The 26301-nt window shown below is 36.0% G+C and carries 29 protein-coding genes and 1 pseudogene; 19 read left to right on the top strand and 11 right to left on the bottom strand.

Annotated elements, in window-relative coordinates; genetic code table 11:
* Nucleotides 1-105: 105 nt before the first annotated feature.
* The 5 genes from SAE01_RS23270 (at nt 106) to SAE01_RS23250 (ending at nt 1933) form a co-directional block, all read left to right on the top strand.
* Complete coding sequence (locus SAE01_RS23270; RefSeq protein WP_147206239.1) at nt 106-432, top strand: hypothetical protein; 327 nt, start codon at nt 106-108, stop codon at nt 430-432.
* A gap of 253 nt (nt 433-685) precedes the next feature.
* On the top strand, nt 686-952 hold the full coding sequence (locus SAE01_RS23265; RefSeq protein ID WP_147206238.1) for a TolB family protein: 267 nt from the start codon (nt 686-688) through the stop codon (nt 950-952).
* A 3-nt stretch (nt 953-955) separates the two neighbouring features.
* Nucleotides 956-1183 (top strand): PD40 domain-containing protein, encoded by a 228-nt coding sequence (locus SAE01_RS23260; protein WP_147206237.1) that lies wholly within the window; start codon nt 956-958, stop codon nt 1181-1183.
* Nucleotides 1184-1328: 145 nt separating this feature from the next.
* Entirely contained in the window at nt 1329-1514 is a 186-nt protein-coding gene (locus SAE01_RS23255) for a hypothetical protein (RefSeq protein WP_147206236.1), read from the top strand.
* A gap of 209 nt (nt 1515-1723) precedes the next feature.
* The gene (locus tag SAE01_RS23250; protein WP_147206235.1) at nt 1724-1933 is read left to right on the top strand and encodes a TolB-like translocation protein; all 210 of its coding nucleotides are present in this window, start codon (nt 1724-1726) and stop codon (nt 1931-1933) included.
* Nucleotides 1934-2096: 163 nt separating this feature from the next.
* On the opposite strand, the gene SAE01_RS23240 is transcribed toward SAE01_RS23250, so the two are convergent.
* Together SAE01_RS23240 and SAE01_RS23235 are read right to left on the bottom strand one after the other, a co-directional pair.
* Nucleotides 2097-3530 carry a vanadium-dependent haloperoxidase gene (locus SAE01_RS23240; protein ID WP_147206234.1) on the bottom strand — a complete coding sequence of 478 codons (1434 nt, stop codon included), beginning with the start codon at nt 3528-3530 and terminating at the stop codon, nt 2097-2099.
* A 495-nt stretch (nt 3531-4025) separates the two neighbouring features.
* Nucleotides 4026-4696 (bottom strand): annotated as a pseudogene (locus SAE01_RS23235) (IS6 family transposase).
* A gap of 456 nt (nt 4697-5152) precedes the next feature.
* Between SAE01_RS23235 and SAE01_RS23230 the strand changes: the two are divergent.
* Nucleotides 5153-5845, top strand: coding sequence for a response regulator transcription factor (locus SAE01_RS23230; protein WP_147206233.1), 693 nt, complete (start codon nt 5153-5155; stop codon nt 5843-5845).
* A gap of 596 nt (nt 5846-6441) precedes the next feature.
* Here SAE01_RS23230 and SAE01_RS23225 read toward each other — a convergent pair.
* The gene (locus SAE01_RS23225; protein ID WP_147206232.1) at nt 6442-7446 is read right to left on the bottom strand and encodes a chemotaxis protein CheB; all 1005 of its coding nucleotides are present in this window, start codon (nt 7444-7446) and stop codon (nt 6442-6444) included.
* A gap of 354 nt (nt 7447-7800) precedes the next feature.
* Here SAE01_RS23225 and SAE01_RS23220 point away from each other — a divergent pair, with 354 nt between their 5' ends.
* Both SAE01_RS23220 and SAE01_RS23215 read left to right on the top strand, forming a co-directional pair.
* A complete protein-coding gene (locus SAE01_RS23220; RefSeq protein ID WP_147206231.1) occupies nt 7801-10998 on the top strand; it encodes a chemotaxis protein CheB in 3198 nt (1065 codons plus the stop codon).
* A gap of 108 nt (nt 10999-11106) precedes the next feature.
* Nucleotides 11107-11559: a response regulator gene (locus SAE01_RS23215; protein WP_147206230.1), complete on the top strand. Its 453-nt coding sequence runs from the start codon at nt 11107-11109 to the stop codon at nt 11557-11559.
* An 835-nt stretch (nt 11560-12394) separates the two neighbouring features.
* Here the strand turns inward: SAE01_RS23215 and SAE01_RS23210 are convergent.
* Nucleotides 12395-12631: a DDE-type integrase/transposase/recombinase gene (locus tag SAE01_RS23210; protein WP_147206229.1), complete on the bottom strand. Its 237-nt coding sequence runs from the start codon at nt 12629-12631 to the stop codon at nt 12395-12397.
* A 385-nt stretch (nt 12632-13016) separates the two neighbouring features.
* On the opposite strand from SAE01_RS23210, the gene SAE01_RS23205 reads away from it, so the two are divergent.
* The 4 genes from SAE01_RS23205 (at nt 13017) to SAE01_RS23190 (ending at nt 15068) form a co-directional block, all read left to right on the top strand.
* Complete coding sequence (locus SAE01_RS23205; RefSeq protein WP_147206228.1) at nt 13017-13220, top strand: hypothetical protein; 204 nt, start codon at nt 13017-13019, stop codon at nt 13218-13220.
* Nucleotides 13221-13618: 398 nt separating this feature from the next.
* A complete protein-coding gene (locus tag SAE01_RS23200) occupies nt 13619-13867 on the top strand; it encodes a hypothetical protein (RefSeq protein ID WP_147206227.1) in 249 nt (82 codons plus the stop codon).
* Between the two features lie 561 nt (nt 13868-14428).
* Nucleotides 14429-14614, top strand: coding sequence for a hypothetical protein (locus SAE01_RS23195; RefSeq protein ID WP_147206226.1), 186 nt, complete (start codon nt 14429-14431; stop codon nt 14612-14614).
* 226 nt (nt 14615-14840) lie between these two features.
* Entirely contained in the window at nt 14841-15068 is a 228-nt protein-coding gene (locus tag SAE01_RS23190) for a WGxxGxxG family protein (RefSeq protein WP_147206225.1), read from the top strand.
* A gap of 665 nt (nt 15069-15733) precedes the next feature.
* Here the strand turns inward: SAE01_RS23190 and SAE01_RS23185 are convergent.
* The 3 genes from SAE01_RS23185 to SAE01_RS23175 form a co-directional block, all read right to left on the bottom strand.
* Nucleotides 15734-16273 carry an RNA polymerase sigma factor gene (locus tag SAE01_RS23185; RefSeq protein WP_147206224.1) on the bottom strand — a complete coding sequence of 180 codons (540 nt, stop codon included), beginning with the start codon at nt 16271-16273 and terminating at the stop codon, nt 15734-15736.
* 138 nt (nt 16274-16411) lie between these two features.
* Nucleotides 16412-16591, bottom strand: coding sequence for a hypothetical protein (locus tag SAE01_RS23180; protein ID WP_147206223.1), 180 nt, complete (start codon nt 16589-16591; stop codon nt 16412-16414).
* Between the two features lie 8 nt (nt 16592-16599).
* Complete coding sequence (locus SAE01_RS23175; protein WP_147206222.1) at nt 16600-16830, bottom strand: hypothetical protein; 231 nt, start codon at nt 16828-16830, stop codon at nt 16600-16602.
* On the opposite strand from SAE01_RS23175, the gene SAE01_RS24630 reads away from it, so the two are divergent.
* Nucleotides 16830-16994 (top strand): hypothetical protein, encoded by a 165-nt coding sequence (locus SAE01_RS24630; RefSeq protein WP_170234257.1) that lies wholly within the window; start codon nt 16830-16832, stop codon nt 16992-16994. The genes SAE01_RS23175 and SAE01_RS24630 overlap by 1 nt on opposite strands.
* Nucleotides 16995-17861: 867 nt before the next feature.
* Nucleotides 17862-18116, top strand: coding sequence for a hypothetical protein (locus tag SAE01_RS23170; protein ID WP_147206221.1), 255 nt, complete (start codon nt 17862-17864; stop codon nt 18114-18116).
* A 613-nt stretch (nt 18117-18729) separates the two neighbouring features.
* Here SAE01_RS23170 and SAE01_RS23165 read toward each other — a convergent pair.
* The 4 genes from SAE01_RS23165 to SAE01_RS25240 all read right to left on the bottom strand — a co-directional run bounded on the left by SAE01_RS23165 (nt 18730) and on the right by SAE01_RS25240 (nt 22636).
* Nucleotides 18730-19164: a response regulator gene (locus tag SAE01_RS23165; protein WP_147206220.1), complete on the bottom strand. Its 435-nt coding sequence runs from the start codon at nt 19162-19164 to the stop codon at nt 18730-18732.
* Between the two features lie 1926 nt (nt 19165-21090).
* Nucleotides 21091-21510 carry a response regulator gene (locus SAE01_RS23155; RefSeq protein WP_147206218.1) on the bottom strand — a complete coding sequence of 140 codons (420 nt, stop codon included), beginning with the start codon at nt 21508-21510 and terminating at the stop codon, nt 21091-21093.
* A gap of 169 nt (nt 21511-21679) precedes the next feature.
* Nucleotides 21680-21730: a hypothetical protein gene (locus tag SAE01_RS25010; protein WP_246113318.1), complete on the bottom strand. Its 51-nt coding sequence runs from the start codon at nt 21728-21730 to the stop codon at nt 21680-21682.
* A gap of 636 nt (nt 21731-22366) precedes the next feature.
* Nucleotides 22367-22636, bottom strand: a complete 270-nt coding sequence (locus tag SAE01_RS25240) for a DUF418 domain-containing protein (protein WP_147206217.1) — start codon at nt 22634-22636, stop codon at nt 22367-22369.
* A gap of 91 nt (nt 22637-22727) precedes the next feature.
* Between SAE01_RS25240 and SAE01_RS25120 the strand changes: the two genes are divergently transcribed.
* The 5 genes from SAE01_RS25120 to SAE01_RS23120 form a co-directional block, all read left to right on the top strand.
* Nucleotides 22728-23129, top strand: a complete 402-nt coding sequence (locus SAE01_RS25120; RefSeq protein ID WP_147206216.1) for an AMP-binding protein — start codon at nt 22728-22730, stop codon at nt 23127-23129.
* Nucleotides 23072-23581 carry an AMP-binding protein gene (locus SAE01_RS25115; RefSeq protein ID WP_147206215.1) on the top strand — a complete coding sequence of 170 codons (510 nt, stop codon included), beginning with the start codon at nt 23072-23074 and terminating at the stop codon, nt 23579-23581. The genes SAE01_RS25120 and SAE01_RS25115 overlap by 58 nt, the downstream gene beginning before the upstream one ends.
* 1606 nt (nt 23582-25187) lie before the next feature.
* On the top strand, nt 25188-25412 hold the full coding sequence (locus tag SAE01_RS23130; RefSeq protein WP_147206214.1) for a hypothetical protein: 225 nt from the start codon (nt 25188-25190) through the stop codon (nt 25410-25412).
* Between the two features lie 12 nt (nt 25413-25424).
* Complete coding sequence (locus SAE01_RS23125; protein ID WP_147206213.1) at nt 25425-25763, top strand: hypothetical protein; 339 nt, start codon at nt 25425-25427, stop codon at nt 25761-25763.
* 19 nt (nt 25764-25782) lie between these two features.
* Nucleotides 25783-26301 (top strand): carboxypeptidase-like regulatory domain-containing protein (locus SAE01_RS23120; RefSeq protein ID WP_147206212.1); only part of this gene is annotated, 519 nt, incomplete at its 3' end.

Raw genomic sequence — 26301 nt, 5'->3', positions numbered from 1 at the left:
CAGAAGTGGGGAGAATTTAAGACAAAAGGCAATGGAAAGTGTTAATTTTAGAAAATAAGGTAAGAGATGCGATGGCGGCTCACTGGTCACCAACAAAAAAAACAGATGCAGCCCGGAGATGTATTGTTTGTCTATCACAAAGCAAGACATGCAGTAAAGTTTTACGGCCCTAGAGAAGACAGAAGAGATTACAGAGTGGCAACGTCTCACGATGAGATCATCCCTTATTTAAGGGAATTAGATGGATTGCGAGGGAATAAGAGAGTATATTTTTTCTACACTCAATGGACGCGTAAACAACCTTTCCCTGGCATCAAACATTATTTGGGGAATGTTATAGGAAAAGAGATTAGTCATATTCCAGATCCTCATGGAGGTGTTGGACTTAGGGAAGCCGCTGCTTATCGGTATGTCTTATCAGGAAGAAAATGATTGGTTGGTTGCTATTGGATTAAAAGGAAAGTACTTTTAAGAAAATGCTAATCTAAAGCAAATATAAAATCTGTACTTCGGCACGCCGCAGACTGTTCTTATAATTTTCAAATCAACTATTATGATACGTTGTAATAAGCCAGATGCACCTCAACAGGAAATTGTATACACCACACTTCAAGCAGAGTAATGTGATATTTTTATATTAGAAGCTGCAAGCACCATCCCGAAAAAAATAACAAACCATAAGGGGATGGATTACAATGTCAATTTCTCTCCCGATAATAAATGGATTGTCTACACATCTGAACATAATGGCAACACGGATTTGTACGCCCTCCGAAATGGCAAGACGAATGAACAAAGCTTCCCCCTGACACCAGATAAAGGGTTTGATGATCAGGCTAGTTTTTCTCCTTATGGAAAACAAATTGTTTTTATGAGTACTCGTAGCGGCAATACCTCCCTTTGGATAATGCCCTTCAATGCCCTATCGCCATCATCAAAAACGGAACAGTAAGCCATGGCGCTTACGGAAACAAAAGAGTTTGGCGAATTTAACCCCGTCTTTTCCTCAGATGGACAGCAGATTGCTTTTTCTTCCAATAAGGCGGCAATCCAGCGGTTCAAGAATAAAGCGGAGGCTGACAATGTAGGGCCTGAATGGACAGATATTTATGTGGCCGATAAGAACGGGAATATTATCCGGCAGTTAACCGATACTAAAGCTATATATGGTTTGCCATGTTGAAATCAGACCGAAACCAATCTTTATTACTACAAGAATCTCAGCGATGTCAGAAGCAAAGTAGGCGGCATAATAGTGATGGATCTAACCAGTCTGCGATCAACTTTTGTAACCGATACATTGAGCCGTGCCTTGAGCCCCACCATAAATGGATAAAAAGATTATCTTAAAAACGGCTAACATTAATTATTGCCATTCCAAAATAAATGCTCAAAAACAAATCCTGCTGCACGGTAATGGGCCAACCGAGGGGCTAAATAAAAAAACGAATGGCGAAACCTTTGCTCGCCCTGAAACCATTTGGGAAGTTACCGTAGATAATGAAAAATCATAATTGGCGGGGTTAGGGGATACCCACCCACGCTAAGCGCCGACGGCAGAGAAATTATCTCTGCCGAATGGATCAATGAGTATACGCCTTATGAGAGGCCTCTTGGTTCGTCCCTTATTGTTACCTGCGACCTAAATGGCAAAAATTATCGCACCTTGTTTAACTCGAAAAAATGGTTTTGCTTGGACCCCGGTCCTAACACGTAATAAAAAATGGATCATTTTCGGTTCAGAGCCAGGTTTGACGGCGCTGGTCAAAAGGTTGATATCTGGAAGGTAAAATATGCTGGCATAGCACCTGTTAACTTAACGGGCACCAAACCGGGTAATAATGCTTTTCCAGATGTTTCCGATGATGGTAAATGGATTGTTTTTTGCGGCGTTCGGAACGAAAACGGGAAGGAAAATAAAGAGATCTTTTAATGGAGAATGAGGGGAAGAAACTAAGACAAATGACCCATACACCAGAAACGGAAACTATGCCGGCCATTTCGCCTGACGGCAAATGAATTGCTTATGTTCGTCAAAATTCGAAAACATATTCCATAGATGTGTACGAGAAATTAATAACAAGAATGATGACTTGTCAACCTCGTCTACGTCTTGCCGACTCTTTCAACAATTTTTGAATTACATATCCTCCAACCGCTCTACCTTGATCGGCCCCGGCGTCGATACCAGTTCGATAATGTATGCCCCCGTAAACGCGACTGATCGACACTTCCCGCGCCGCGGAATTAAAAGACGAAAATCTTCGTTTCATACCAATATAAGTCAGTTCACTAGTGTCTTCGAAAGCAAAATTATTTCCAAATAAATGAGTCAAAACCCTGGCTGCGGCGGCAGAGATACTGCTGTGTCCGCTGGTATGTTCAGGGGTGGGCGGCGTTTGTATAAAAGACTTCCAGCTTGTATCAATAACCTCATTGATTACTGTGATTGGACGGATAACATTATGAATATATTTTTGGCTCCAGCAAGCAATAATAGCATCGTGCATTGCAAGGGATGTAGTTGCATACGTCTTTGCTGTTTCAACGGCTGACAGGTTTTTCATCCTGCAGGCTATTCCTGCTATTCCAACCCAATGAGCAACAGGCGTGATCTTTTTGCCCCCTAACTTCGAGTTGGTGGAGTCTCTTACCAGTGGGTTGTCGTCCCAGTATTTCGCGATCATTTTCCTTTCGTCAGTCAGATTAATCCCAATCTGGTACACTTCGTTAACAGCCTTATAAAAAGCGCTATTTTTTTCAAGACTGTAAGGTGGAGGTAAAGGCCCTTTAATTTCAGCAGCGGAGTCTAAAACCAGTGGTATTATTTGTCCCCAGTAAGGTTCCAAAGGTGCCAGGTATCCTGCTGGTGTCCGACGCCACTTTCCAGGTTTTTCGCCACCTAGGAATTTCGGCATTATGCGGGTTTCCGTAAACTTATCAATTTTTGTTCGTTCCAGCACAGCATTACCCACTAATTCACCAAAGTGCACAGAACTCTCATAACTATCTTTTTCAAGCACTTTTTTAAACTCACTAAAAATTTTATCCTCATAATCAATTAGGGTATCCCTGGCAAATAGTATCTTTTTAGCAACTGTAAAAAATGCTTTCGTAGCGGCAAGTAAATAATTGTAATTTTTGTTTTTATCAGGCAATGGCATTAGAGGAAAGCCCTTTAAATTTTGAACCAACGACTTACCGCTTGACTGTTGAAATTTAAGCGCTTCATAGGCAGCAATGGAAGCGTAGGAATAAATTCTTCCTGCTAACGGAGGCGAAAACTTAGCGACTGCAATAGCGTTGGTCAGTTGATGCATGTTCTCATGTAGCAAGTTTTGTTCTGTTAACAGTTTATGGTCGGCGTTCTTATAAAGCAGCTCCGATTTCTTAACTCCCGTATCCGAAAAAAGTTTGTTATTTGGTGACACCACAAAACCTGCTCTTCCAGATCCTTGTGCGAGGCCACCTGCCTGATTGTAACAAATACATACAATGAAAAACAAAAAGCCCAAAAGAGGTTTCTTCATAATATCTAAATTTCATTCGTTGAACGGCTAATACCAACGTAAGGCACATAAATTTCAAAAATCGTGCGGTGATGAATGCGGACTAAAACGATATATTAAAAGTAAACGTTTTATAAGATGGGAAACCAAAAGTGCTTTTCTAATTAGACTTGTTAGGATTGTTTGTTGGATGTAGAGCGCAGAAACAGCGCAGAAACAAGCACGATCGGCCACGGCATACATCGTAACGGCAGCACTTTCAAATACCAGGTTAACTTAGACCTTTTAGTTGCCTCCGTTGTCGCATACTTTCAAAGAGTGGCGGACACTCTACGAATAGCAGGAGGTACCGACGATCAAGCAATTCCTCAAGCACAAGAATTAAGGTTTAGACAAAGGAGCTTCTGTTAAAATGATAGTAAAAGCTTTGTGTTTCTGTAAAAAATTGTGTAAACCAAAAATTCGTTCTGTCGCATCTATTCTCCGTAAGGCAAATTATTAGTAGCAGCTGCTCAATCAAGCGGCTAATGAACAAAATGTTTTGAAGTAGGTACTCTTTGGAAAACTTACTTGTCCCTTCTTAATCATTCTTACTATTTCTATTCCTGTTAGTGTTTGTGATGCTGATTGGAAACTCTTAAATCCTAACATACCTGCAGTTCGCCATTTTATAAATCGATGATCTCCTTCTACACTATTATTAAGATACTTGCATTGCCTAATTCTTATTCTCTTTAAACGCCTCTTATTGTAGGTTCTGATCGCTTCCCTGTTCGCTCCACTCTTATCTATGTTAATCACCTTCGGACAGCCATTATTACTGATTGCCCTTAGCAGAAACTTATGTGCTGCCAGCCTATTTCTCCTTTTTGTTAATAAAAAATCTACCGTATTTCCTACCTTATTGACAGCTCTATACAAAAACATCCACTCCCCTTTTACCTTAATATAAGTTTCATCCATCCTCCAGCTATTAGTTATTGATTTCTTTCTCTTCGTAAAAGCTTCTTCAATTAATGGAATAAATTTATATACCCATCTTTGTACTGTAGCGTGATCTACTGCTACTCCCCTGATAGATAATAACTCCTCTATATCTCCATAACTTAAGCTAAATGTTAATTTAAAACGGACTGCCTGTAGGGGATAATCTCTTTAGGGAAACAATGACCTTTAACCCATCTTATAAATTAGCCATTAGGCTCATTGGTTAAGCAGATGCGACAGAACCTGTTGCACATTATTAACTTTAAAACTAGAAATTCAAATAGGTACATACTATTTTTTAGTAATACTTTACTTAACAAGTTCGAGACGTGCCAAAGAACAAAATGCCACGATAAACATAGTGGGACCTCGAGTTGGTTACAAAACATCCCTCTTCAATGTCATCCATTTTTTGGGCGTTGGCTAATACTTAAAATGTTCTCGATCAAAGAGGATGAATTTTGAATCGCTGGCATACCTCTTCATTTACGCCTGTTACCTACCCCCAAAAGTTTTTTCCTCACAAGTGTGATATTGTAATTAACGCAACTACCATTGTATAGGTGAGCTATTTACTATTGCACCACCAGTTAAGGGCTCGCATAGCCCGATAATGGTATGCTTATTTGTATAGATTACTAAAGAAGGGGATGATTATGAAAAATCTTTTGTTAGTCGAAGATGATCCTGAAGCTACAAGGCTTTTAGAAATATATCTTAGCTCCGAATCATATCGTCTTGTTTGTTGCGGTACTGGTGGCGAAGCAATCTCAAAACTAAATGTGCTAACATTCGATCTTATTATACTCGATATTTCCCTGCCTGATATAAGTGGTTTTGAGATTTGTAAGCACTTAAGAGATGACGGCTGCACAATTCCTATTATTATGCTTACTTCTAGAAGTGAAGAAACTGATAAAGTTTTAGCACTCGATATTGGGGCTGATGATTACGTTACGAAACCATTTGGCACTCTTGAATTTATGTCAAGGATAAATGCTTTATTGCGCCGTTCAGAACAAACGCGTATAGAAGCAAATGATCAAAATCAGGAAATAAGTTATAAAGAGTTAGTGATAAATACAAATAAAAGAAAAGTAACGCTGAGGGGTAAACGATTAGAACTCACTCACAAAGAATTTGATCTGCTCGTATTGTTGGCAACTCATCCGGGAAGAACTTTTAACCGTTACGAGATTTTGGAACTCGTTTGGGGCAATACTTTCGAAGGGTACGCAAATACAATTTCTACCCACATTAACAGACTACGCAATAAACTAGAGGCTGATATTAGTGATCCTAAATACATTTTAACTTCCTGGGGAGCAGGTTACAGGTTCTCAGAATGACCAACGCCAAACAGAATAGGCAGTTTTAGAAAATTTCATAACGTTAGTAGATATAGTAATCGCCTCTACTTTGTTAAAAGTCTAAAAAAATGGAGATGTTATAATTCTGTAACAATTAAAAGTTGTATTAGCTGTTTCTTTGAACTCGCAATAAAAACTCTAAACTTCCTTTATTGTAATATTACTAGGATGTTGAACTATAGCGAGCTAACGAACAAAGAGCTTTTTAAGTTAATAGCAGATAAAGACCAGCAGGTAGTCGAGTATATTTATGATAAATATGCAGCATCTTTATATAGCATAATTCTCCAAAAAACGAATTTAAAGAAGGATGCTGATTTAATTTTGACGAATACTTTCATCACTTTGTTCAAAGATGAGTCTCGGAAATGTTGTTTGCAAAACACAGTTTTTACAAAGTTGCACCACATTGCATTAAACTTGATTGAAAAAGGTTCTGTTCTGTACATGAGCCACTCTTCTGCGGATCTGCCCTATCGGAAAGTATCTTCCTAAAGTTAATTCTACTTATCTGCGGTTTATCTTAATACCCGAAATCATAAAGGTCAAAAAAATAAGTTAGGTAATAATATCACTTAAAGCTTTTGTGAAGCAAACAAAACTTCTTTCAATTTGTCAACGTGTACTTGGATAGCTTCAGTTTTGTCTTTATAGCTTTTTGCCACTGACGAAAGTCCTCTTTTAGCATGATCGTCGGCCATCTTCTTCAGCAGGTTTCTTCGTTCTTCCATAATGCGTAAAGCTGTCCATAATGTAGCTTCAAATACTTCACCTTGTTTTATAACAAGATCTTTTTCAGAGTAGGAATGACCTATGTGACAACGATAACGCACAACCTTGTTTTGTCCATCTGTTGCTTTTGTTATATCCCATAATCCACCACCACAGTCGGGGCATGCATATAAACTCTTTTCTCCTAACTTTTTTACATGGTCATAATCAACTACTACTCTTTCAGCGATCTGAGATTCTATAATAACATCATCCGGAGCAGCTATTTCTTCGGGAGTAGTTTGGGTAATGCTTAAAATTACTTCTCCCATTTGCGAAAGTGGAATGCAGTAATTCACTTCCATATTTCCGAGCACAGAAAGGGGCATATCAGGGTACTCAGCCTCATTAGGATCTTGAACAATACAAGTTCCACCGCTCCTTTTTATAGCCAACATACCTGTGGTTCCATCGTCGAGCAAGCCGGTTAATACAATACCGATTACCCTTGTACTATATGCCACGGCGGCAGAACGAAACAATACATCAATAGAAGGGCGCCAACGATTTTCTTCGGGTCCGGATCCAAGAATTACTTCTCCCTTTTTTACCAGCAAATGAAGGTTAGGCGGAGCGATATAAATATGACCTTTTTTTATTGATGCCCCTTCTTCAGCTATCTCACATTTTAATTCGGTTACCGTTTGCAAATTTGTTAAAAGAAAATTACTAACTATTGTTCCCGACAGGTGCATTACTATAAAAACTGCAGCATCCGTTCCTGGCTGTAATTGTGATGCAAACTCTGACAGTGCACTCATGCCACCTGCGGAAGCGCCAACAACAATTACAAATTTGGGGTCATTCATTCTTTATTTTTTATTGGATGATTCAGTAAAACTCAATGGTCAATTAAAACTAATGGCGCTGATGCTAAGTAGATTTTCAAGTTACATCATTCTTATACAAATCGGAAAAGAGACACCGGTATCTATGCTATAATACTTTGCAGAAAGAGCAAATCACACTAGCAGTACCTTAGTTTTCTCAGAATAGATGAGATACTTATCACCGAAGCTTTGTGAATTGCTTCGATAACTTTCCAAGTCTATAGTTCAACTATCTTTTGTGCCAAAATACGTGTATATTGAAATCGAGTTTACATTGTTTTAGTCTTCCTCGCTTCCTATAGTCTTTCTTTCAAACTAATTATAAAACACTTTATGTCGCACATTGAACCTCATCATATTATTGCTATTGGCGCTTCTGCTGGGGGAATGGAAGAAATTCATCATTTTTTTGATAACACTCCATTGGATAGTGTAGCCTATGTTGTCATTCAACACCTATCTTCTGATTTCAGCAGTAGGATGGCAGAATTGCTTGATAAGCACAGCAAGCTGAAGGTTAAGGAAGCTGAAGAAGATATGATGGTAGAAAAAAATTTAGTGTACTTAATACCAAACACTAAAATAATGACTATCGAGAAGGGTAGGTTAAAATTGGCGGAGAAGGAAAAAAACGGTCAACCTCATTTTACCATCAATACTTTTTTTAAGTCGTTTGCAAAAGACCAAGGCAAAAAAGCAATTGGCGTTATCCTTTCAGGGATGGGATCAGATGGAACAGAAGGTGTAAGGGCAATTAAAAATGCAGGGGGGATGGTGATTGTTCGCGATCCGGCAAAGACTCGATTTTCAAGTATGCCATCGAATGCTATAGCAACAGGGGTTGCAGATTTTATTCTGGAACCAGAACAAATGCCGCAAACAATATTTGATTACGTTAACGATATAGAAAGCCTGGCAGAACCAGTAATGAAAACCAGAGACGATGAAAACAATATGCACGATATCATCGACTTCGTTAAAGGACAACATCCACTCGATTTTTCTGATTATAAGCCAACTACTATTTTAAGAAGAATTAAAAGAAGAGCTGCTTATCATCATTTTGATAAACTACCCGACTACCTCAATTTTTTAAAAGCAACTCCTGACGAAGTGGAAGCGCTTACGAAAGAATTTTTGATAAGTGTCTCATCTTTTTTTAGAGACCCTGAAGCCTTTCAATTTATTGAAAAGGAAATCGTTCCCCACATTTTTAGAGAAACCAAAAAAGGGGACGAAATAAAGGTATGGGTACCAGGTTGCGCTACCGGTGAAGAAGCTTATTCAATTGCTATGCTTTTGTGTGAACAGGGGACAGGCGACACTTTAGATACGCCGGTAAAAATATTTGCTACGGATGTGGATGATGACGCCTTGTTCTTTGCAGGAAAAGGCATTTATAATGAAAGTATTAGCAGATGTATGTCGCCTGAGAGGTTAGAAAAACACTTTATAAACGAAGGAAACAGTTATAGGATCAAACCTGATCTACGGAAGATGGTAATTTTTGCACATCACGACATTGTGAAAAATCCTCCGTATTGCAATATGAATTTTATAAGCTGTCGCAATATGCTTATATATATGACGCCGGTCTTGCAGAATAAGATCTTTAATATGCTATTATACGGGCTTAAAAAAGACGGGTATTTATTTTTGGGCCCTAGCGAAAATCCCCTTCCAATCCTTAACAGCCTTGATATACTCCACAAGAAATTCAAGATCTACAAGGCAAAAAAAGAAAAACAAGCTATCCGGCTCGATACATTTACGCAACCTGCATTGATAGAAATTAAGGCGGTCACTCCCCGCGAGCCTGCGTCAAAGTTTGAAAACAATAAGAATAACCTTGTTGATGCTGTGATCAAAACATTAATGGCTGAATTGGGTTATACTTTGGTTTGTACAAATGAGCATAATGAGGTGGTAGAAACATTTGGAGATACCACTAAATACCTGCTTCAAAAAAACTTTACTTCAAACCTTGCAGAACTTTTACCCAAACCGCTTGCCATTGCCTTTGCTTCGGCTGCAAGAAAAGCATTGCAGACTAATGAAAAAATTCTGGTTAAGAGTATTGCTGTTGAAAATTATCCCTTTCCGGTTAACCTGCTTGTAAAACCTTTAGAGACCAAAAAGTCAAGTCAAAAACTATTGCTGATCGCTTTTAGCGATGATAATACTCCGAACACTTTGCAGCAACAACCGGGCGATGTGTTCGATAAGAAAATATACCTCGACGAGTATGTGCTGAACATGGAAGAAGAGTTGAGGGAGTTGAAAGATGAGTTGCGTTTAACTTATGAGAAGCTAGCATCATCGGACGAGAACATGCATTCTTTTAACGAAGAGCTACTTTCTGCTAATGAAGAGATGCAAAGCACTAACGAAGAAATGCAGTCTATAAATGAAGAGTTGCATACCATCAATGCAGATTACCAGGCAAAGAATAAAGAGCTTATAGAGATCAATGACGATTTGAATAATTATTTTAGAAGCAATGTAAACGGTCAACTGTTTGTAAACCAAGATGTGCTTTTAATGAAGTTTTCTCCAGGAACAGTACAGCATATTAACCTTCAACATACAGACATTGGCCGGCCTTTAAGTAACATTTCTACCAACATGAAATTGGATACAATAGTTACTGATGTGAAAGATGTAATAAACAATGGTGGTGTAATTTTAAAAGAGGTGGAGGCACAAAACGGCAAATGGTACCAGGTAATGACGATGCCTTATGTTAGGCAAGCCGATAATACAACTGCCGGAGCCATTATAACCTTTTATGAAATTACCCAGTTGAAAAAAATACAACACGAACTGGATAAGAAAAATAAACGACTTAGCCGCATCAATGAAGACCTTGATAATTTTGTTCTTTCCGCATCACACGACCTTTTAGGACCGCTAAGTAATATTGAAGTTACAGTTGCACTGGTAAACCAATTGGATATACCTGATCCTGAGTTGTTGGAATACTTGGATGTGATAAATACTTCCGTAAAAAAGTTTAGAATACTTTTAAAGGAGCTTTCTACAATCGGCAAAATAGAAAATGAAACCTTTAAAATGGAGCCGGTAGCTGTAAGAAATTTAATAGATGAGATAACCTTTAGTATTAACAATAAGATCAGTAGTACAAATACTGTTATCACAACAGACTTGGAAGTGGAGGAGCTGTTTTTCTCTAAAAAGAACTTAAGAAGCATATTGTATAATCTAATTACCAATGCGCTGAAGTTCACAAATAACCCTACACCTACAATTGAAATTATTACTAAACAGGAAGATGAATTTGTGCTCCTAGCGGTACGTGATAATGGAATTGGAATGACGTCAAAGGATATACAAAAAGTATTTGATGTTTATAATCGCATTAACAAAAATCTTGAAGGGCAGGGGATCGGATTATACCTTGTTAAGAAAATTGTGGATGCATCTGGAGGAAAAGTAAGGGTTGAAAGCCAGCCCGGAATTGGAACAACTTTTAAAATATATTTATTGCCCGAACAACAGATGGTTGAATAAAGAACCTTTGCAGAAGTTTATTTTTTGTTCCTTCATTGTTTTTATGCATCATCGTTGCGTCGCGCTTTTATAAAAAAAATGCTCTTTAAGTAACTAATGTTAGCAGTTATGAGTCAATCTGTACCCAACCCTATTATTCTCATTGACGACGATCCTGACGATCTGGAACTCTTTGCAAGCGCTTTTAACGAGCTGGAAATAGTAAATGAAGTAGTTACCTTTAACAATGGTTATGATGCCTTGGAATTTTTAAAAAACAGCGGCAGACAACCCCTCTTTATTCTATGCGATATTAATATGCCCAAAGTAAACGGGCTGGATCTTCGACAGATGATTTATGACGATATGGTATTGAGACAAAAATCTATTCCTTTTTTGTTTCTTTCAACTGCTGATGATCGTATATTTGTTGATAAAGCTTATAATCTAGCTGTACAGGGATATTTTAAGAAACCAGCACATCTCGGGGAAATTAAAGAGATGCTGAAAGCTATCATAATTTACTGGCGTCACTCACATCATCCAAACTCACGAAATAAATTTATTACCAGAACTTCTTAAGCAAAGTATTTTTTCTCGCATTGCTCGATCTTCTCTTTTCTTAGTAAGGCAAGGGTTAAAACCCTTAGTACAGCGGGCGCTTTATGGCAAAATACAAAAGCTTTACAAGGAACAGTTTCTTACAAAAAGAGATAACTTTTTTTAAAACAGTTTAATCTTAAATAGATTGGTAATTTCATACAACAATGTGGATATAAATAGTATAATTACAAGTGACAATTGTACTTTTCTTATCCTGCCAATTAATAATAGTCAATGTTAATTGCTCCAACTAATTCAGCCGTTAAAAGTTCTTTATTTTGATCAGCCCTAGTAGATCAAAATATTATCAGTGGCAATGATCTTGCTTTCTCAAGCTGCTCTCAATTGCTTTTATAGTTTATGCATCACATCATGGCAAACGTTCTAAAATTAGTAAATTAGATAATGATCGTCACCTTGAAATGCGTGGACAGCATAAAGTAGCTTCTGAATAAACAGCGGCAAGGCTTCAAAACTTTATATTATGAGTTTATAAAAAGGAAATGAGCTTTTCTACAGCTATTTAGATAAAATAAGTTAAGCTCTTAGGGAATGATTCTGTCACAGCTATTATAAAGGACACAAATAGCAGAAGCAGCGGCTGATTTATTGGACTAGTGGACAAAAGGTTTTGAAATAGGTACACATTGGAACACTTACTTGTTCCTTCTTAATCATTCTTTCTATTTCTATTCCTGACAATGTTCTCGATGCTGATTTAAAACTCCTAGATCCTAACATACCTTGGATTCGCTATTTTATAAATCGATGATCTCCTTCTACCCTATTATTAAATACTTGCATTACCTTATTCTTATTCTCTTAAACGCCTCTTATTGTAGGTTCTGATCGCTTCCCTGTTCGCTCCACTCTTATCTATGTTAATCACTTTCGGACACCCATTATTATTGATTGCCTTTAGCAGAAACTTATGTGCTGCTAGCTTATATCTCCTTTTTGTTAATAAAAAATTTACAGTATCTCCTGCCTTATCAACAGCTCTATACAAAAATATCCACTCCCCTTTTAAGCTAATATAAGTTTCATCCATTCTCCAGCTTTAAATTTCTGATTTCTTTCTATTTATGAAAGCTTCTTCAATTAATGGAGTACACTTAAATACCCTTCTTTGTACAGTAACATGATCTACTGCTACTCCTCCGAAGGATAATAACTCCTCTATATCTCAATAACTTAAGCTAAATCTTAAGTTAAAATATACTGGTTAACAAGTTGGGAAACATTGTGGTTCTGTCGCATCTATTACAAAGGTTACATCCGGCGGAGGTATCTTTATTTCTTTTCAACGAGTTTTTTTCGTACATTGGAATACGTTTATCAAAAGCTACCGTTCTCAATCTTCTAAAAGGCATATGGTAATTGTTTAGAAAGCTAATTGTAACCTTCTTTAAGCGTTCATCTAAATAATTCAAAATATGTTAACATCTACTCTTAACGATACATCTTCGCATCCTACTAACAGTTCTCCTAATAGGGACAAAAACTACGACGCTTCAGTTCAGAAACAGATTGAACAGGAAGAATTTAACTATAGAGCAGCAATTCAGGCTGATAAGACTTTTGAAGAAGTTAAGGCAATAAGAAATAGAATAAATCAGCTGAGAAAATTGTTAAAGTAGTAATGATAATATTATCAAATGAAGCACTGTTACCTCCACAGTGGGAAGAAACATATGCAATACTTGTTAAGAATTGTGGAAGCAAAATGGCAGTATTCTCTGAAGTAAAACCTTCTTTAGAGTTTATATGGTTTATTAACAGTAAAAAGTATAGGATGTTTGAATATCATAAAATGAAGTACGACAACAACATAGAAGACACGGATATATATTGTTTGCGCCTAAGTATCTTATTAGCGTTGTCCAGTTAGTTTTTGTGGTAGGTTACCTCCTTGTACATACTTTTCTACACGTTTTGTCTAATCGCGATGGGAATTGTTTCAATACCCATTAAACAAATATGGAATGTTTGTTGAGCTATTCTTACTAGACAATTTGCTTAACTACATTACCAAAGTATGACGATTGACCAGTATAACAATCTCCCAGACAAACAAAAGAAAGAATTACTAATTGATGCAATAAAAATCGGTGAGCACGAAGATGAGATTGCTACTTATGAGCTTTTTAAAATAGACGATTTTTATGTTGAAGTAAGCAGAAGTGTTACTTATAAATTCAGGAGAATTTTACATACGTATCCTTTTAAAGATAATCTTCCGAATTATGTAGGTGTGGTAGCCCAGATGTTACACAAAACGTCTTAGGCAAACAAAAATGTTTTATTTATCTCTGACTAGTCATGTATTACTTGGCGGCTTAGATAACAGGAATGAACAAGGATAACAGGGCTGATATAAATGCATTATTAGCTTCTTTGTAGCGTTTATTTATAGTAAAAGGTATGTTTTAGCAGTGGTGTATGCTCTTAATCATTTAAAAGTTCTATCTCCCCTAACTACTCATTGTGAAGCTTTCTTTTTTCAGCCTTCAATTCCACAATTTTATTTGCAATAGTTCTAATGATTTTTTTGTACTCCTCTCCAGAATAAGAATTCTTGTTCTTGTCCAGCATTATAGATAGTAAAGCTAACTCGCGCAGATCATCGGCGCAGGAAATCATTTTTATCAGAGTTTTCAACTTATAAGATTTAGTACTTATATTAAAAATTCGTACCGTGTTTTTCGCAAAAACCAATTCTTGCATAGTTGGTTTAGATATTGCTCACAACTACTATCATTGCCTCATTTGTGGCAAGCCTGTACCTCCAGCACTAGGTTGGGGATGACATCGGGAACATATTCATACAAAATTTGAAAAGGAAATAATGATGGGCGGAATACGAAAACCAACACTTTCAAATAAAACAACAATACAGGTTCGAAATGAAATTTTACGACTTGAAGAAGAACTTTTAGAGGCAAAAATCGCTGATGCGCCATCAGAGGAAGTAAAAAAATTACAAATTCGAATTAGAATATTTAAAGGAGTAAAGAAAAAAAGTAAAGTTTAAATCCCTTTCCATACAAAAATGTACCTCCTCTACTTATCTCTTTCATGCATATCCCAATTTGGGTACTCCTTTCCCTTATTATCATAATGATATCTATTTTATCATAATGATAAATTGTAAGTAGTTAAATGCATACAGTTGATTACAAGCAATATAGGAAAATAAAAGAAATAATTGTTGTGACGGCACGGTTACTTCTTTGAGGACAGTAATTAAAACATAAACAATGAAAACGATTTCAAAATTGATAGGTGTAGTTACCTTTTCAGCATTTTTAGGATTAACTACTCCAATAGTAGCACAATCAACTGACAACAGTTCTTCGACAAGCCAGTCTTCAACTGATGATGGCGATAATGGTAAATGGGGTCTGCTTGGTCTTGCAGGATTACTCGGGCTTTTAGGTCTCAAAAGAAAGGATAGAGATGATCAAAGAACACATACCAACAGGTAGCTGAACCAAAAAGGCTCTTACAATTGTAAGGGCCTTTTTTTTGTCAGGTCGTTAATAACTAATGGGTTGTATTTTGAGTGATGTCAGCAATGCAACAATTTCCACAGTCCGAACTTGCTTTAATTGGTTTTTTGTTTTACAATCCTGCAAGCTTTCATGCTTTACATTTTTGTCGCTTTTTTGTTTGTTCGCTCGTTTATAAAGTGAGTGTATTCTCACTCCTTTTGTTTCTCCTCTTTTAAGGTAGTACGATGGCGTAATGTCTGTACATTCTTTTCACCTGCTTTTCAAAAAGTTGCAACAGTATTTTCCTTGTTTTGGTAAGTGTATACTCTAGTGAGCCTCTAGCTGCTTTGTTATAAATTCAAGTAGCTTTGCTGCTGGAGTTCTATAGCTGACCAGTGAATTGTGTATCCCATTAAAATACTGACGCAACTTAGTAGGTGTAATAAAGGACTTGTCAGCTATCCATTCTTTTTAGATCCTAAGGCGTAATAGAATAGGTACTCCTAAAGTGCTGTTTCTGCTACTTCAGGACTATCAAAAATTTCTAGGTTTTCACCTCCACCTCTTCTCATCCCATGTAGCTTTAAAGCACTTTCTCTTCGAAAATTAGAGAGTTTATAAGAGCTGAAAAAAACTTAAAATAAAGAGAACACCAACTCCTATCTACTTTGAATGATATCTCTCAGTTTCACCTTTGCCCTTGTGTACTGCGATTTACTTGTGCTCTGCGTAATTCCCAGTTTTTCGCCTATTTCCTGGTGTGTGAAACCGCCAACTGCATATAAATTGAACACATTTCTGCATCCGGGACTTATGGTATAAGAAGCCTTCAATAGATCCTTGGCATATAGTGTTTCAAGTACATCGAAGTGCTTTGCTACCAGTAAATTCTCCAATCCATCTAATTCCACAACGTACACCTTCCTACGCTTAACATGCTCGATAGAGATATTTATAAAAATTCGTCTTACCCAGCCCTCAAAACATCCATCTCCTCTGTACTTGTGCAGGTTTTTAAATAACCTGGCAAAACTGTCCTGTAAAATGTCTTCCAAGTCAACATCGTTTTTCGTAAACCGTAAGCATGCATGGCGCATTTTTACAGAAAACTTATCATAAAGCAATTTTTGGCTTTTTCTGTCTCCGCTAATACAGTTTCTAATCATCAATGTCTCACTCATTCCAACATCCTTTGTCATAATAATATTTTAGCAACTACAACAATCCATTAAGCTTTTTTCTAATTCGCCGTACAAAGAGATAAAAGAAAATGGCTAGAATTTAATAGAGCCTTCTATCCTAAATGTTAATGCTCCTGCTTTTTTCAAAAACTAACTTTACAACTCTTCCAAATAAGTTTCCTTTCCATCTTTCAATGCAAGTAAATTCAGCTGTTCTTTGAAAAGAATACAACAAGTCTTTACAACTAGCTTTTCGTTTGGTAAAACTGCTATCTCAGCTCTTTGATGATGAATATGACACAATTGAGAGTGTAGTATTTCCTTGATTTCATTCATAACTAAATTTATTGTTGTTCGTTAGAGTTAATGGCTTCACAAACTCGTTCAAATATTTCTTCAAACCATTTTGGCAACTCTTTGTCTGTCTTCCAAGAGCCATTTTCCTGTCCAACAAGTTCATATATAGTTCCATCTTCAATTAAGTTATCTTTCTTTACCTGGTACTTAAGAGGATAAAGAAGTCTATTAAATTGAAGAGAAGTACCGCCAATAGTTTTATGAAAAATCTGTTGCATTGGAATTAGTTTTTCCTATGAAAACAATTTTAAAGCCAGAAAAAAGAAAACGATCACCTGTTCCTATTGGACCAATGACTGCAACTGGAGCACAGGAGCTCAAAGAAGTAGATTTGATGCTTGTCAGTGATAAAGGAATGGAAGCAATGTTGTGCTGCAGATGATATATAAGAGACTTGCTACAAGAAAGGAGATTTCTGTCTTTAAAATGTTAGCATGAATACACAAGTAATCTGGATTACCAGTAGCAAAAGAGTAGGTTAACGTAAGTATTTCTTTGAAGGGAAGAAACTTAAAACTCTCTCAAGAGACCAAATTAATACAAGGATAGCCTTACCCATTAAGTAGCTTGTGTAACCTTCTATTTGTTTAGCTTGCATGAAGAAGAATTTTATTCAATTAAGAAGCTTTGATAGAAATGCCTATAGTAAGGTTAAACAGCTTCTTTTTTAAATAAAACTTCAAGCTGCCCAGCACAACAAAGATTTACAGGGAAAAATATGTTTGTTAACACAGTTATTTCTAAGCTACTCTCTACTGCCCACTCCTGAAAACAAGCATAAGCATCACTAGGATTGTATTTTGTGTTTTTTTATGGAATTTTCCGTTTAATGAAAGAAAACTGGGTAGCTGTTAACTCTAAAGTTCTTCTAGTAATCATTTTTAATGTGCGACTAAAAGTTATGTAATAGTATAATCTCCGTTCCTTCCAAATGATCATAGTAAGCTGTTTCAACTCTTTATGGTTTGCTTGTGGGATTAGTTGCTGCAATAAAATGTAGCTATATTTAACTCCTGCTCCTCCATCTGTACAAAAGTAGGCCTGGTATATATATATATTAGAAATTTTGATATCTTTTTTGAGAATTTTTCTTTTTAAGAACGTGCCATTACTGTTTTTACGGTTTGGTCGTTTTCATTAGTCTTCTAGCGTTTTTATTTGCTATACTGGGTACGATAATAGCTATAGTCATAAGAACAAGTCAACCTGATAAAAGATAGATAGTATTTTAAGACGGCTACCATAAAAGATGACATTACTCTTATATAATTATTTAACTGAAAACGAAAAGCAATTGCTTTTATGGACAGAAGGTGGATTCATAAAGGAAAGAACTTTAATAGACATCAAAGTTCATCTCTATCAGCTTTATTCCTTCTATGTAGAGGTCTGGTACAAAGGTGGAAAGAATGAGATTGATAAACTCTGGTCTTTTAGTAGTACGGATCTTTTAGAGCCTTATCTAGTTGATATTGATATTCAAGGACTCACTAGCGGTAACTAGAAGTGCGTGGCACATGACTACGAGATAAAGTTTTGTCTGACATAGCGGTAACATGCTTTACACTATGCTTCATGATGAAAATACAGGAAGCGATGATAGGAACGCTCCCAAAACAAAAAAAGCTCCTTAACTCGAGTTGTGATAACCCTACCAACTATTCCTCTATAACACTCAAGGTTTAGGTGATGTGTCGTGCAAGTTCAAGTGTTCTTCTACTAATTATAACTAGAATTTTTGAAATAGTAAATGTACTATAGCAGTCTTTTTCCGTCCTTACGATTTCTGTGATTAATTTGAGTTCTTCTAAATCTAATAGGGGTATAACTTCTTGTAGCTGAAGATGTATAAGTAGGCGCGCTACTCATAACTTCAAAGGTACAAATATATTATTTTTAATACTATATTAAATCCACAAGGGTCTTACTCTTCCTAGTTGTAGTTCTAATATTTCTAAATCACCTAATTACAAGTTCTAAATAACACAAAAAAGCCTCACATTTCTGCAAGGCTTTGAAACATTAATATACAAGTAAACAAATGAGAGTACTAAGATATCTAGAAAAATGATAATTACAAAAATTGTATTTACACAAAGTGCGTAATTGTGCACCTACTATTGAGTATTTTTGATGTAATTGGGTGAATGACATTCTTGCCAATACTCTACAATCCTTACAATCATCTTTTTTAGCTTCTCATAACTATTTGGTTTTACAAAGAAGCCTTGAATAGACCGGGAATAGGCATCTACTACTTCTTTTTGCTCTGCAATTGTGGTAAAGAAAAGGTAAGGAATGGACTTCATTCGTAATTCTTCATTGTTAAAAACTTTTTCACGTAATTCTACCCCATTCAGTTTAGGCATGTTAATATCTGAAAGTACTAGGAATGGTTGAACTTCTGAATTTATTAAATACTCTAAAGCTTTTTCTCCGTCTCCAAAGAAAATTACTTCATGTTTATAATTAAGTTCTTTAAAGACATCTCCCAAAAGTTCTTGGTCGTCCATGTCGTCTTCGATTATGATAATAGGGCCACTTTTGTTCATTTTATTTTCGAGGAATATTAGTCAAGGAAGAAGTTTATACAAAATTATGAATGCCATTAATTGAATTAATTAATTAGACCTTGCTGCTTTTCCTTAAACCCTTATAAAGCCTAATCCTGGTTTCTATTTTTTTTAATTGTTGAAGAGAGACGAAAGCCTTTTCTGCTTCTGAAAGTTCAAATTTCAGACGTGAAATCTCTTCCCTCACGCAATTGATAAGTTTATTCAAAAGCCTCGGTTGTGGTAATAATCCCATTATCTTTCGTTAATATGCAATTAACATTCCATTGATTCTAAATAATTGTAGCGAAAACCACCCCAAAAAACTAGAGTGTTTATTAATTTTATTAAGAGCCAGACATTACTACAACTTTTTTAGTTATTAACTAATGTCTCAGCGTTTGTTCAGGGTTTGCTTTCCTCGGGTTAGTTAAACATACCTCCTCTTTTATTAATTACACTCCCAATCTTTTTCAAATAGTTTTTTCATTTCATCTACTCTTTCGAGAAAAGAAGGGGGTTTTTCAAAATAATAATGACACCCTATTTGCTCACTTTCATCAATTTGTAATCGTGATGCATAAATTGACATGAGGATTTTAGGAATTGGCAAGAGTTGAGGTATTGATTGAATAAGCCGTGAACATTCTACACCAGTAGTTTTGCCTAAGTTGATATCAATTAAAAATATGTGAGGAATACGTTCTTTAATGTTTTTAACAACATCTCGCATTCCCTAAACAGAACCAGCTTTATATTTTCTGAAACCAACAATACAGCTTCTTTCAAGAACTGGTAATCATCTAAATTATCAGGTGTAAAGTACGCAATTATCGGCTTGGACAGATCTATAACCATGCAGTTTAGCTTTAATTGCTTTTTTTAAAATGCTTGTTCTTAAAAGTTATAGGGAGTGGAGAGGCAAAAATTAATTCTATAACTTTTTCAACAAAACTCTTGTGCAGAAAACTAATGCTCCTACCCCAGCAATAAACAATTTCGGGAGGATCAACACGTTATATAAGAAAATCTGAATGAAAAGCATTTTTATTAACAGAGAGAGGACGATCGCAGCGGGAGATTTTGTAATGCTTAAAAAGCAGTACAAAACTAGCTTTCCTAATGTTCCCACTTAAATAGCGTTAAAGATTGAAAACATACAAAATGGCAGTGCAACAGTTGTATTTATCAATTGTGATGCAAACAAGATTTGCAAGGAAGAATTACCAGTACTTGCTCTTTCCAACGCTTTATAAAAGGTTATTGAGCAATCAATTTGACTTGTAGAAGTAAACTATCATAAAAGCAATTGATGTAAGAATTGGCAACTGGATAGATGACCCACGACAGGGGTTTATTCAAATTATAGATGGATCATCCATTGACACAATTATTGCGACTGGCACTAAACCTATTCCAATTACACATACGTTGCTAATTGCTTTAGGCTTTGTTCAAAGAGGTGTATCAGAAATGTATGATCTTAAAGGAAGTGACTTTGCTTATCACTTAGGAGTTAGAAGAGTAACAATATTTCATCCTGGTAATGCATTTTGGCACTGGTGAGGCTCTTACATTGGTTATGTTCATCAAATTCAAACCTTTACTACTGTTTAATAGGTAGAGATCTTGTATTTAAACTGCACTAATAGAACTGGCCTTTAGGCAAGAAGATAGGACAGTTACTCCATATTTACTAGCAGTATTATTCGTCCCAACATTGGCAATGCCTTACTTCTATTAGTAGCAAGTACCTTAAAACTGCTTTTTAGTCTTCTATTAACATAGAAGAGTTAGCATAACATCAGATCAAAAAGGAACAATATAACCGGCAAAGTTTACCCCCAGTGTAGTTGATTACTCTCGACAAAAAAAAATGTAGACAACAGAAGTCGCTTAAACCTCTAATTCTTTTATATGAACCTCCTAAGAAATAGGATGCCTAGCTGTTTCCCAGTAATTAGTAACATTCTTTAAAAGGTCTATTAAGTCCCCAAAGCTATTAGGCTTTGTAAAAAATCCTTGCGCCAATAAATCATATGCTGCATTAATATCCTTTTTTGAATTGGAAGTTGATAGGAACACAAAGGGAATACTTTGAGTTCTTAGTTTGTCATTTGTATTAATTATCTCTTTTAATTTTAAGCCATTTAGCACCGGCATATTAACATCAGAAAGGATTAGGAAAGTTTTCTCGTCCGTAGTTTGCAAATACTCTAAAGCATCCTGCCCATTATTGAAGCATTTACGTTCATTTTTTACTCCAATACTATCTAGTGCTGATTCAATTAATTCGCAGTCATCTGCATCATCTTCTATTATAAGGATTGGATGGAATGTTTTCATAGTTGAATTAAAAAGTTGGTAAAAATAGATTAAGTAAGTATTAAAACTCCTTAAGATATTTTAAGAACTCGTAATCTTTGGACATAAGTGGTTACTTTTTTTCATTTTAAAAGCATTAGTAAAAAATGTCTGTGTCAATTTTAATTACAAGTGAATTCGAAACTTATCTTTAAAGAATGCCGTCATCTGAAAAGCTGTAATAGCCTTCCTCACTTACTATCAGATGGTCAAGAATTTTTATATCAAGTACCTAGCAGCTTCCTTGATCTTAGAGTTTGGTTCTTCACCCTGTCTTTAGATAGCGGTTACTTCGACATTTGTGCTTCTCCACTTGACATTGCATACCTTAATTATTAATATTACGACGTTAAATTTCCAAAAGTAGGGTAGTACAATGCTAGCTGTTCTACTATGAGAGGTTTTCTTCAACATATCAACTGCAATAAAGAGATATTTTTATGCTAAAAGGCATCAATGGTGGTCTGCAATGCTTCTTTGCGTTTGTTATAGCAGCGCCAAACAGTGAAGAAAAAATGGAAAGAATTCTTTCCTGCTACCAGCGCTAAATTCATTACCTAGGATTGGAACAACAAAATGTACATCATTGATATGCACGATGAATTGCGGAAGAAGTAAAAGCCAGTAGCGGAAGAAAATCCTTCATTCCTGCCCTTTCCAGAAAGAAAATAAAAGATATTATTTTGCTCCTAACGGAAGTGCCTTAGCACTAGATTTGAAAGATAGCTTCTAAATTAGTAACATCGAACCAAAACTAAAGCTGACAACTAACTACAGCCGAAGCTAACAACGTCCCGCCCAAATAACACGAAACCCTATGTTGCCGGTTGGGCTTTTGTCAGCCTGAAAATTTACGCATTAAATTTTCTAGAGGTCCTCTCCTAAATTTCCTGCTCCATAGAACGCTAAATGCTACACTAACCAAAAAAAACAAGGATGAAAAAGCGAAAATATGGGCAGGTGAACTTGGCATTCCTGATTGCAAGAAACCTGTGTACTTTTTACCCGTTAAAGATTGGAAAGTAATCATACCAATTGTCAAATGCACAACATAATGCGTAAGGGTCATTTTCCCTGTTTCTGCTAGCCATTGGAGCGGCGTGTACATAATGTAATCCAAAATGTTACGATTGAATTGTTTGTACAGTGCATACTTCCTAAATCCTTCTAACCTGGCGATAGTCTAGAAAGAAGAAACAATAAACTACAGTTCCCTCAATAAGAAGGCAAATCAAGTTGCACATTTTTTAAGAACTAGAGGAGTAAAACAAGACACACTTGTACCTATATGTGTTGAACGGGATGCAAATATGCTGATATGGATATTAGGTATCTTGAAAGCAGGGGGCGCGTATGTTCCAATTGACCCTAACAGTCCTGCGAGCAGAATTAGTTATCTTCTAAATGATCTTTGCGCCTCTTTTCTCCTAACAACGAAAGCAATTAAGGCGAGGTTGCCAGGCTCGTTGGATCTTGAGTTGATAGAAATAGACAAAGAGAACACAAAGGTTTCCACGAGCCCAACAAAGAACCCGCACTTTCAATTGCACCAGATAGTCTTGCTTATGTTATTTACACATCTGGTTCGACTGGGAAGCTAAAAGGGGTAATGATAGAACACGCGTCTCTTTTAAATTATTTAGTCTGTTGTAGAGAGAATTATAGAAGTAGTAACGATACGAGGTCCGGAAGCTTCGCGCATTTGTCTTACACCTTTGACGCGTCCCTAAACGCTATGTTTGTGCCCCTAATAAATGGAAAGGCTGTTGTTATTGGCTCAAAAGATCATCTGGAAACATTTGAAGACGAGAATTTCACAAAGTACGCGCCTTATGATTTCATTAAAGCCACTCCTGCTCATCTAGAACTGTTAGGAGAAACACTAATTGAGACTCAAAAGGAATGGATAACACGTAAGTTGGTTTTGGGTGGGGAGGCTTTGCGTCTCACTTATTTGAAACAATTTATTCAAAAAGGAGTTGACGTTGATGTTATAAACGAGTACGGCCCAACTGAAGCTACCGTTCTGATATTAAGAAACGTCTTCTTATAGCAAAAGCAATGGTCATTGAATAGAACTTTTTAATTAACAAGAATAATAAGCAAGTATTTAATTTTTTAAAAGAAACTTCCTAACGTAGGCCTTATTAAATCCTCTCTCACTTTACTAATACTTGGTGCGGCAATGGCGTCTTTGAAGGGAAAATCCGCTTCGTATTATCGCCTGAGTGTTGACCTGGAAATTGAAGTGCGCTGTACTCAAATTCTTTTTCATTAAGCTTTAAAGGTGAAGCTTCATTACATCTCTCCTGTATACATTTTGCGCTATATTGTTTACCTAAATCGCTTCCGTTAAAGATGCACTTTGTTCTATGATCAACATATGTCAAGAAGTAAATAATCCCTAATTCTTTCTAATAACGGCCTTTATTCCTTCTTCTTTAAGAGATGCTGTCAAATGCCATGATTTTTCGGGTTGCTTTAGTAATGCTAAATCAGTCGCATTCTTGACCTTCGCTTTATTCCGTTGCTTGTCAGTTTCGTTGGCTGCAAACTTGCCTTATAAAATTTTCAATGTAGGCTTGTTAATTCAGGTTTACCTACCACTAACAAACAGGCTGCATAAGGCTTTTGAGGCTTGTTAGTTACCCCGCCGCAAATTGAAGAAGAAGCAGTAAGGAACTTACGTATCATGCTAATCATTAATTCTGATAACAACATTTGCAATAGTAGTACCTCTCTGGTTTCTAAAACAATGCAACTTACTTTCACTAAGATTAGTCTAAAAATATATATTAATTCGATTAACATTTTTATGAAATTTTTCTCTTTGGTTTTTATTTCGGTACTCTCAGTTATAGTTGCAATACCCTTATTCGCAGTACTGGCAGTTTATTTTGTTTTTACGAACCTTATTATAATTTTCCAATTATGTTATTCTCAAATTCGGTTTGTAGCAAGTTTACACGTTGCAAAGAAAAAGATGTAGAAATGTATGAAAATGAATGTAGTAGTAGTTTATTGTTGAAGGGCAGCATTACTTCTGGAACTATCGATGCCATAGGACTTAATAAAAATCGCGATTCTTAAATTACAAAGATGTGTCTAACAAATGCTTCGGGTCGTAGTAATGCTTCGGTGTTCTCCTTTGATTTTTTTCATTTTTATTATTTTATATGCCGGTTATTTTATTCGCAAAAATTTTACTGTTCAAAAAATTAAAACGTTTTTTATTTTAAAGTTGGGTGCAATGCTTTTTAAGTTGTTATTCATTCTTCGGGTACACAGAAGATTGTAAATAGTTCATAATTTAAGGGGCAGTTCTGCCATACCTTCTAAAGAACAAGGTTTGACTAAATATCTTTTCCAGGCCGTAACTATATACCTCCATAACTGTTTGTGATCCCACACCTGTTAATGAACGGCGTACTAAATAATGGAGAAGAAAAACAATAACGCTGTTCTTTTCATTATAAATTTTTCTGACCGGATGTAAAAATAATGGCCAGCACCTCTTCACCATCATGTTCGATACTCCGAGTTCCAACGAAGGTGTAAACTAAAATCCCGCACATCAAAATGCAACCAAAATTTGGTAATAGTTTTGCACTATAAATGGAAGATTACCGATCAGAAAGTTCATGAATTACCACGGAAAGATGTTAAACAACATACAGAACTATATTGAAAGCCTCTTTAATCAATCAGAGGCTGACTTTCTAATGTATCACAACCTGGAGCATACCAAATTTGTAGTAGCAAAAACACAAGAAATAGGTGCTGACCACACTTTAGACAAAACTGATTTTTTAATTCTTTCTGCAAGTGCATGGTTTCACGATGCAGGTCATCTAACTGGGGGTTTAAAATTCCACGAAGACTGAAGTGTTCAGCTAATGAAAGAATTTTTTGAAGCCAAAGAAGTACTAGGTTCCGTTCTTAATAAAATTGAAAGTTGTATTTGTGCAACAAAATTTCCTCACAAGCCAAAAACTTTATTAGAAGAAATATTGTGCGATGCAGATACATATAATTTAGGTACGGAAGATTTCATCAGAACTGATAAATTATTAAAGGAGGAACTCGGCAATAGAAAAGTTCTTACAGATAACTGGATAGAAAAAACTAAACAGCTACTATTAACACATAAATACTTTACTTCCTATTGCATAAATAAGTTAAGTAGAGGCAAAGAGAAAACCATTCAGTTATTGAAAAATCAATTGCAAACGTAGAAATAATATTATAAGTAATATGAGCACAGGACGTTTTAAAAAGTTAGTTCGTGGCAGAGGTACAGTTTTATTAGTTTTTTTCCTATCATTACCAGCTTTTGCAATAGCGCAATTCAGCAAGATTACAATAAGCGGACTTGTAAGAGATGCTAAAGCGAAAACACGATTAACTTTTGTTAATATAGCTTTAAAGTCAGCTAAAGACAGCAGCTTTGTAATAGGTACAATTACCAATGAACAAGGTAGGTTTACTCTTGCTGATGTAAAAAGCGGCAACTATTATTTAGATGTTTCCTACATTGGATACGAGGTTAAAAGGCAAAATGTATTAGTAGGTGAACTAAGTGCATTTTTAGACCTTGGCAATATAGAGATTACACCAGACGCCAAAGTATTAGACCAGGTAACTGTAACATCAACACAACAAAGCGGCGTTTCAGATAAGCTTGATAAAAAGACTTTTTCTATTGCTGACAATGTTAGCCAGGCTGGCGGCTCTGTTTTACAGGCAATGAATAATCTTCCGGGCGTTACCACG

This window comes from Segetibacter aerophilus, assembly GCF_007991655.1.
In the GTDB taxonomy this organism is placed as follows: Bacteria; Bacteroidota; Bacteroidia; order Chitinophagales; family Chitinophagaceae; genus Segetibacter; species Segetibacter aerophilus.
This window is presented reverse-complemented; position numbering and strand designations above follow the sequence as displayed.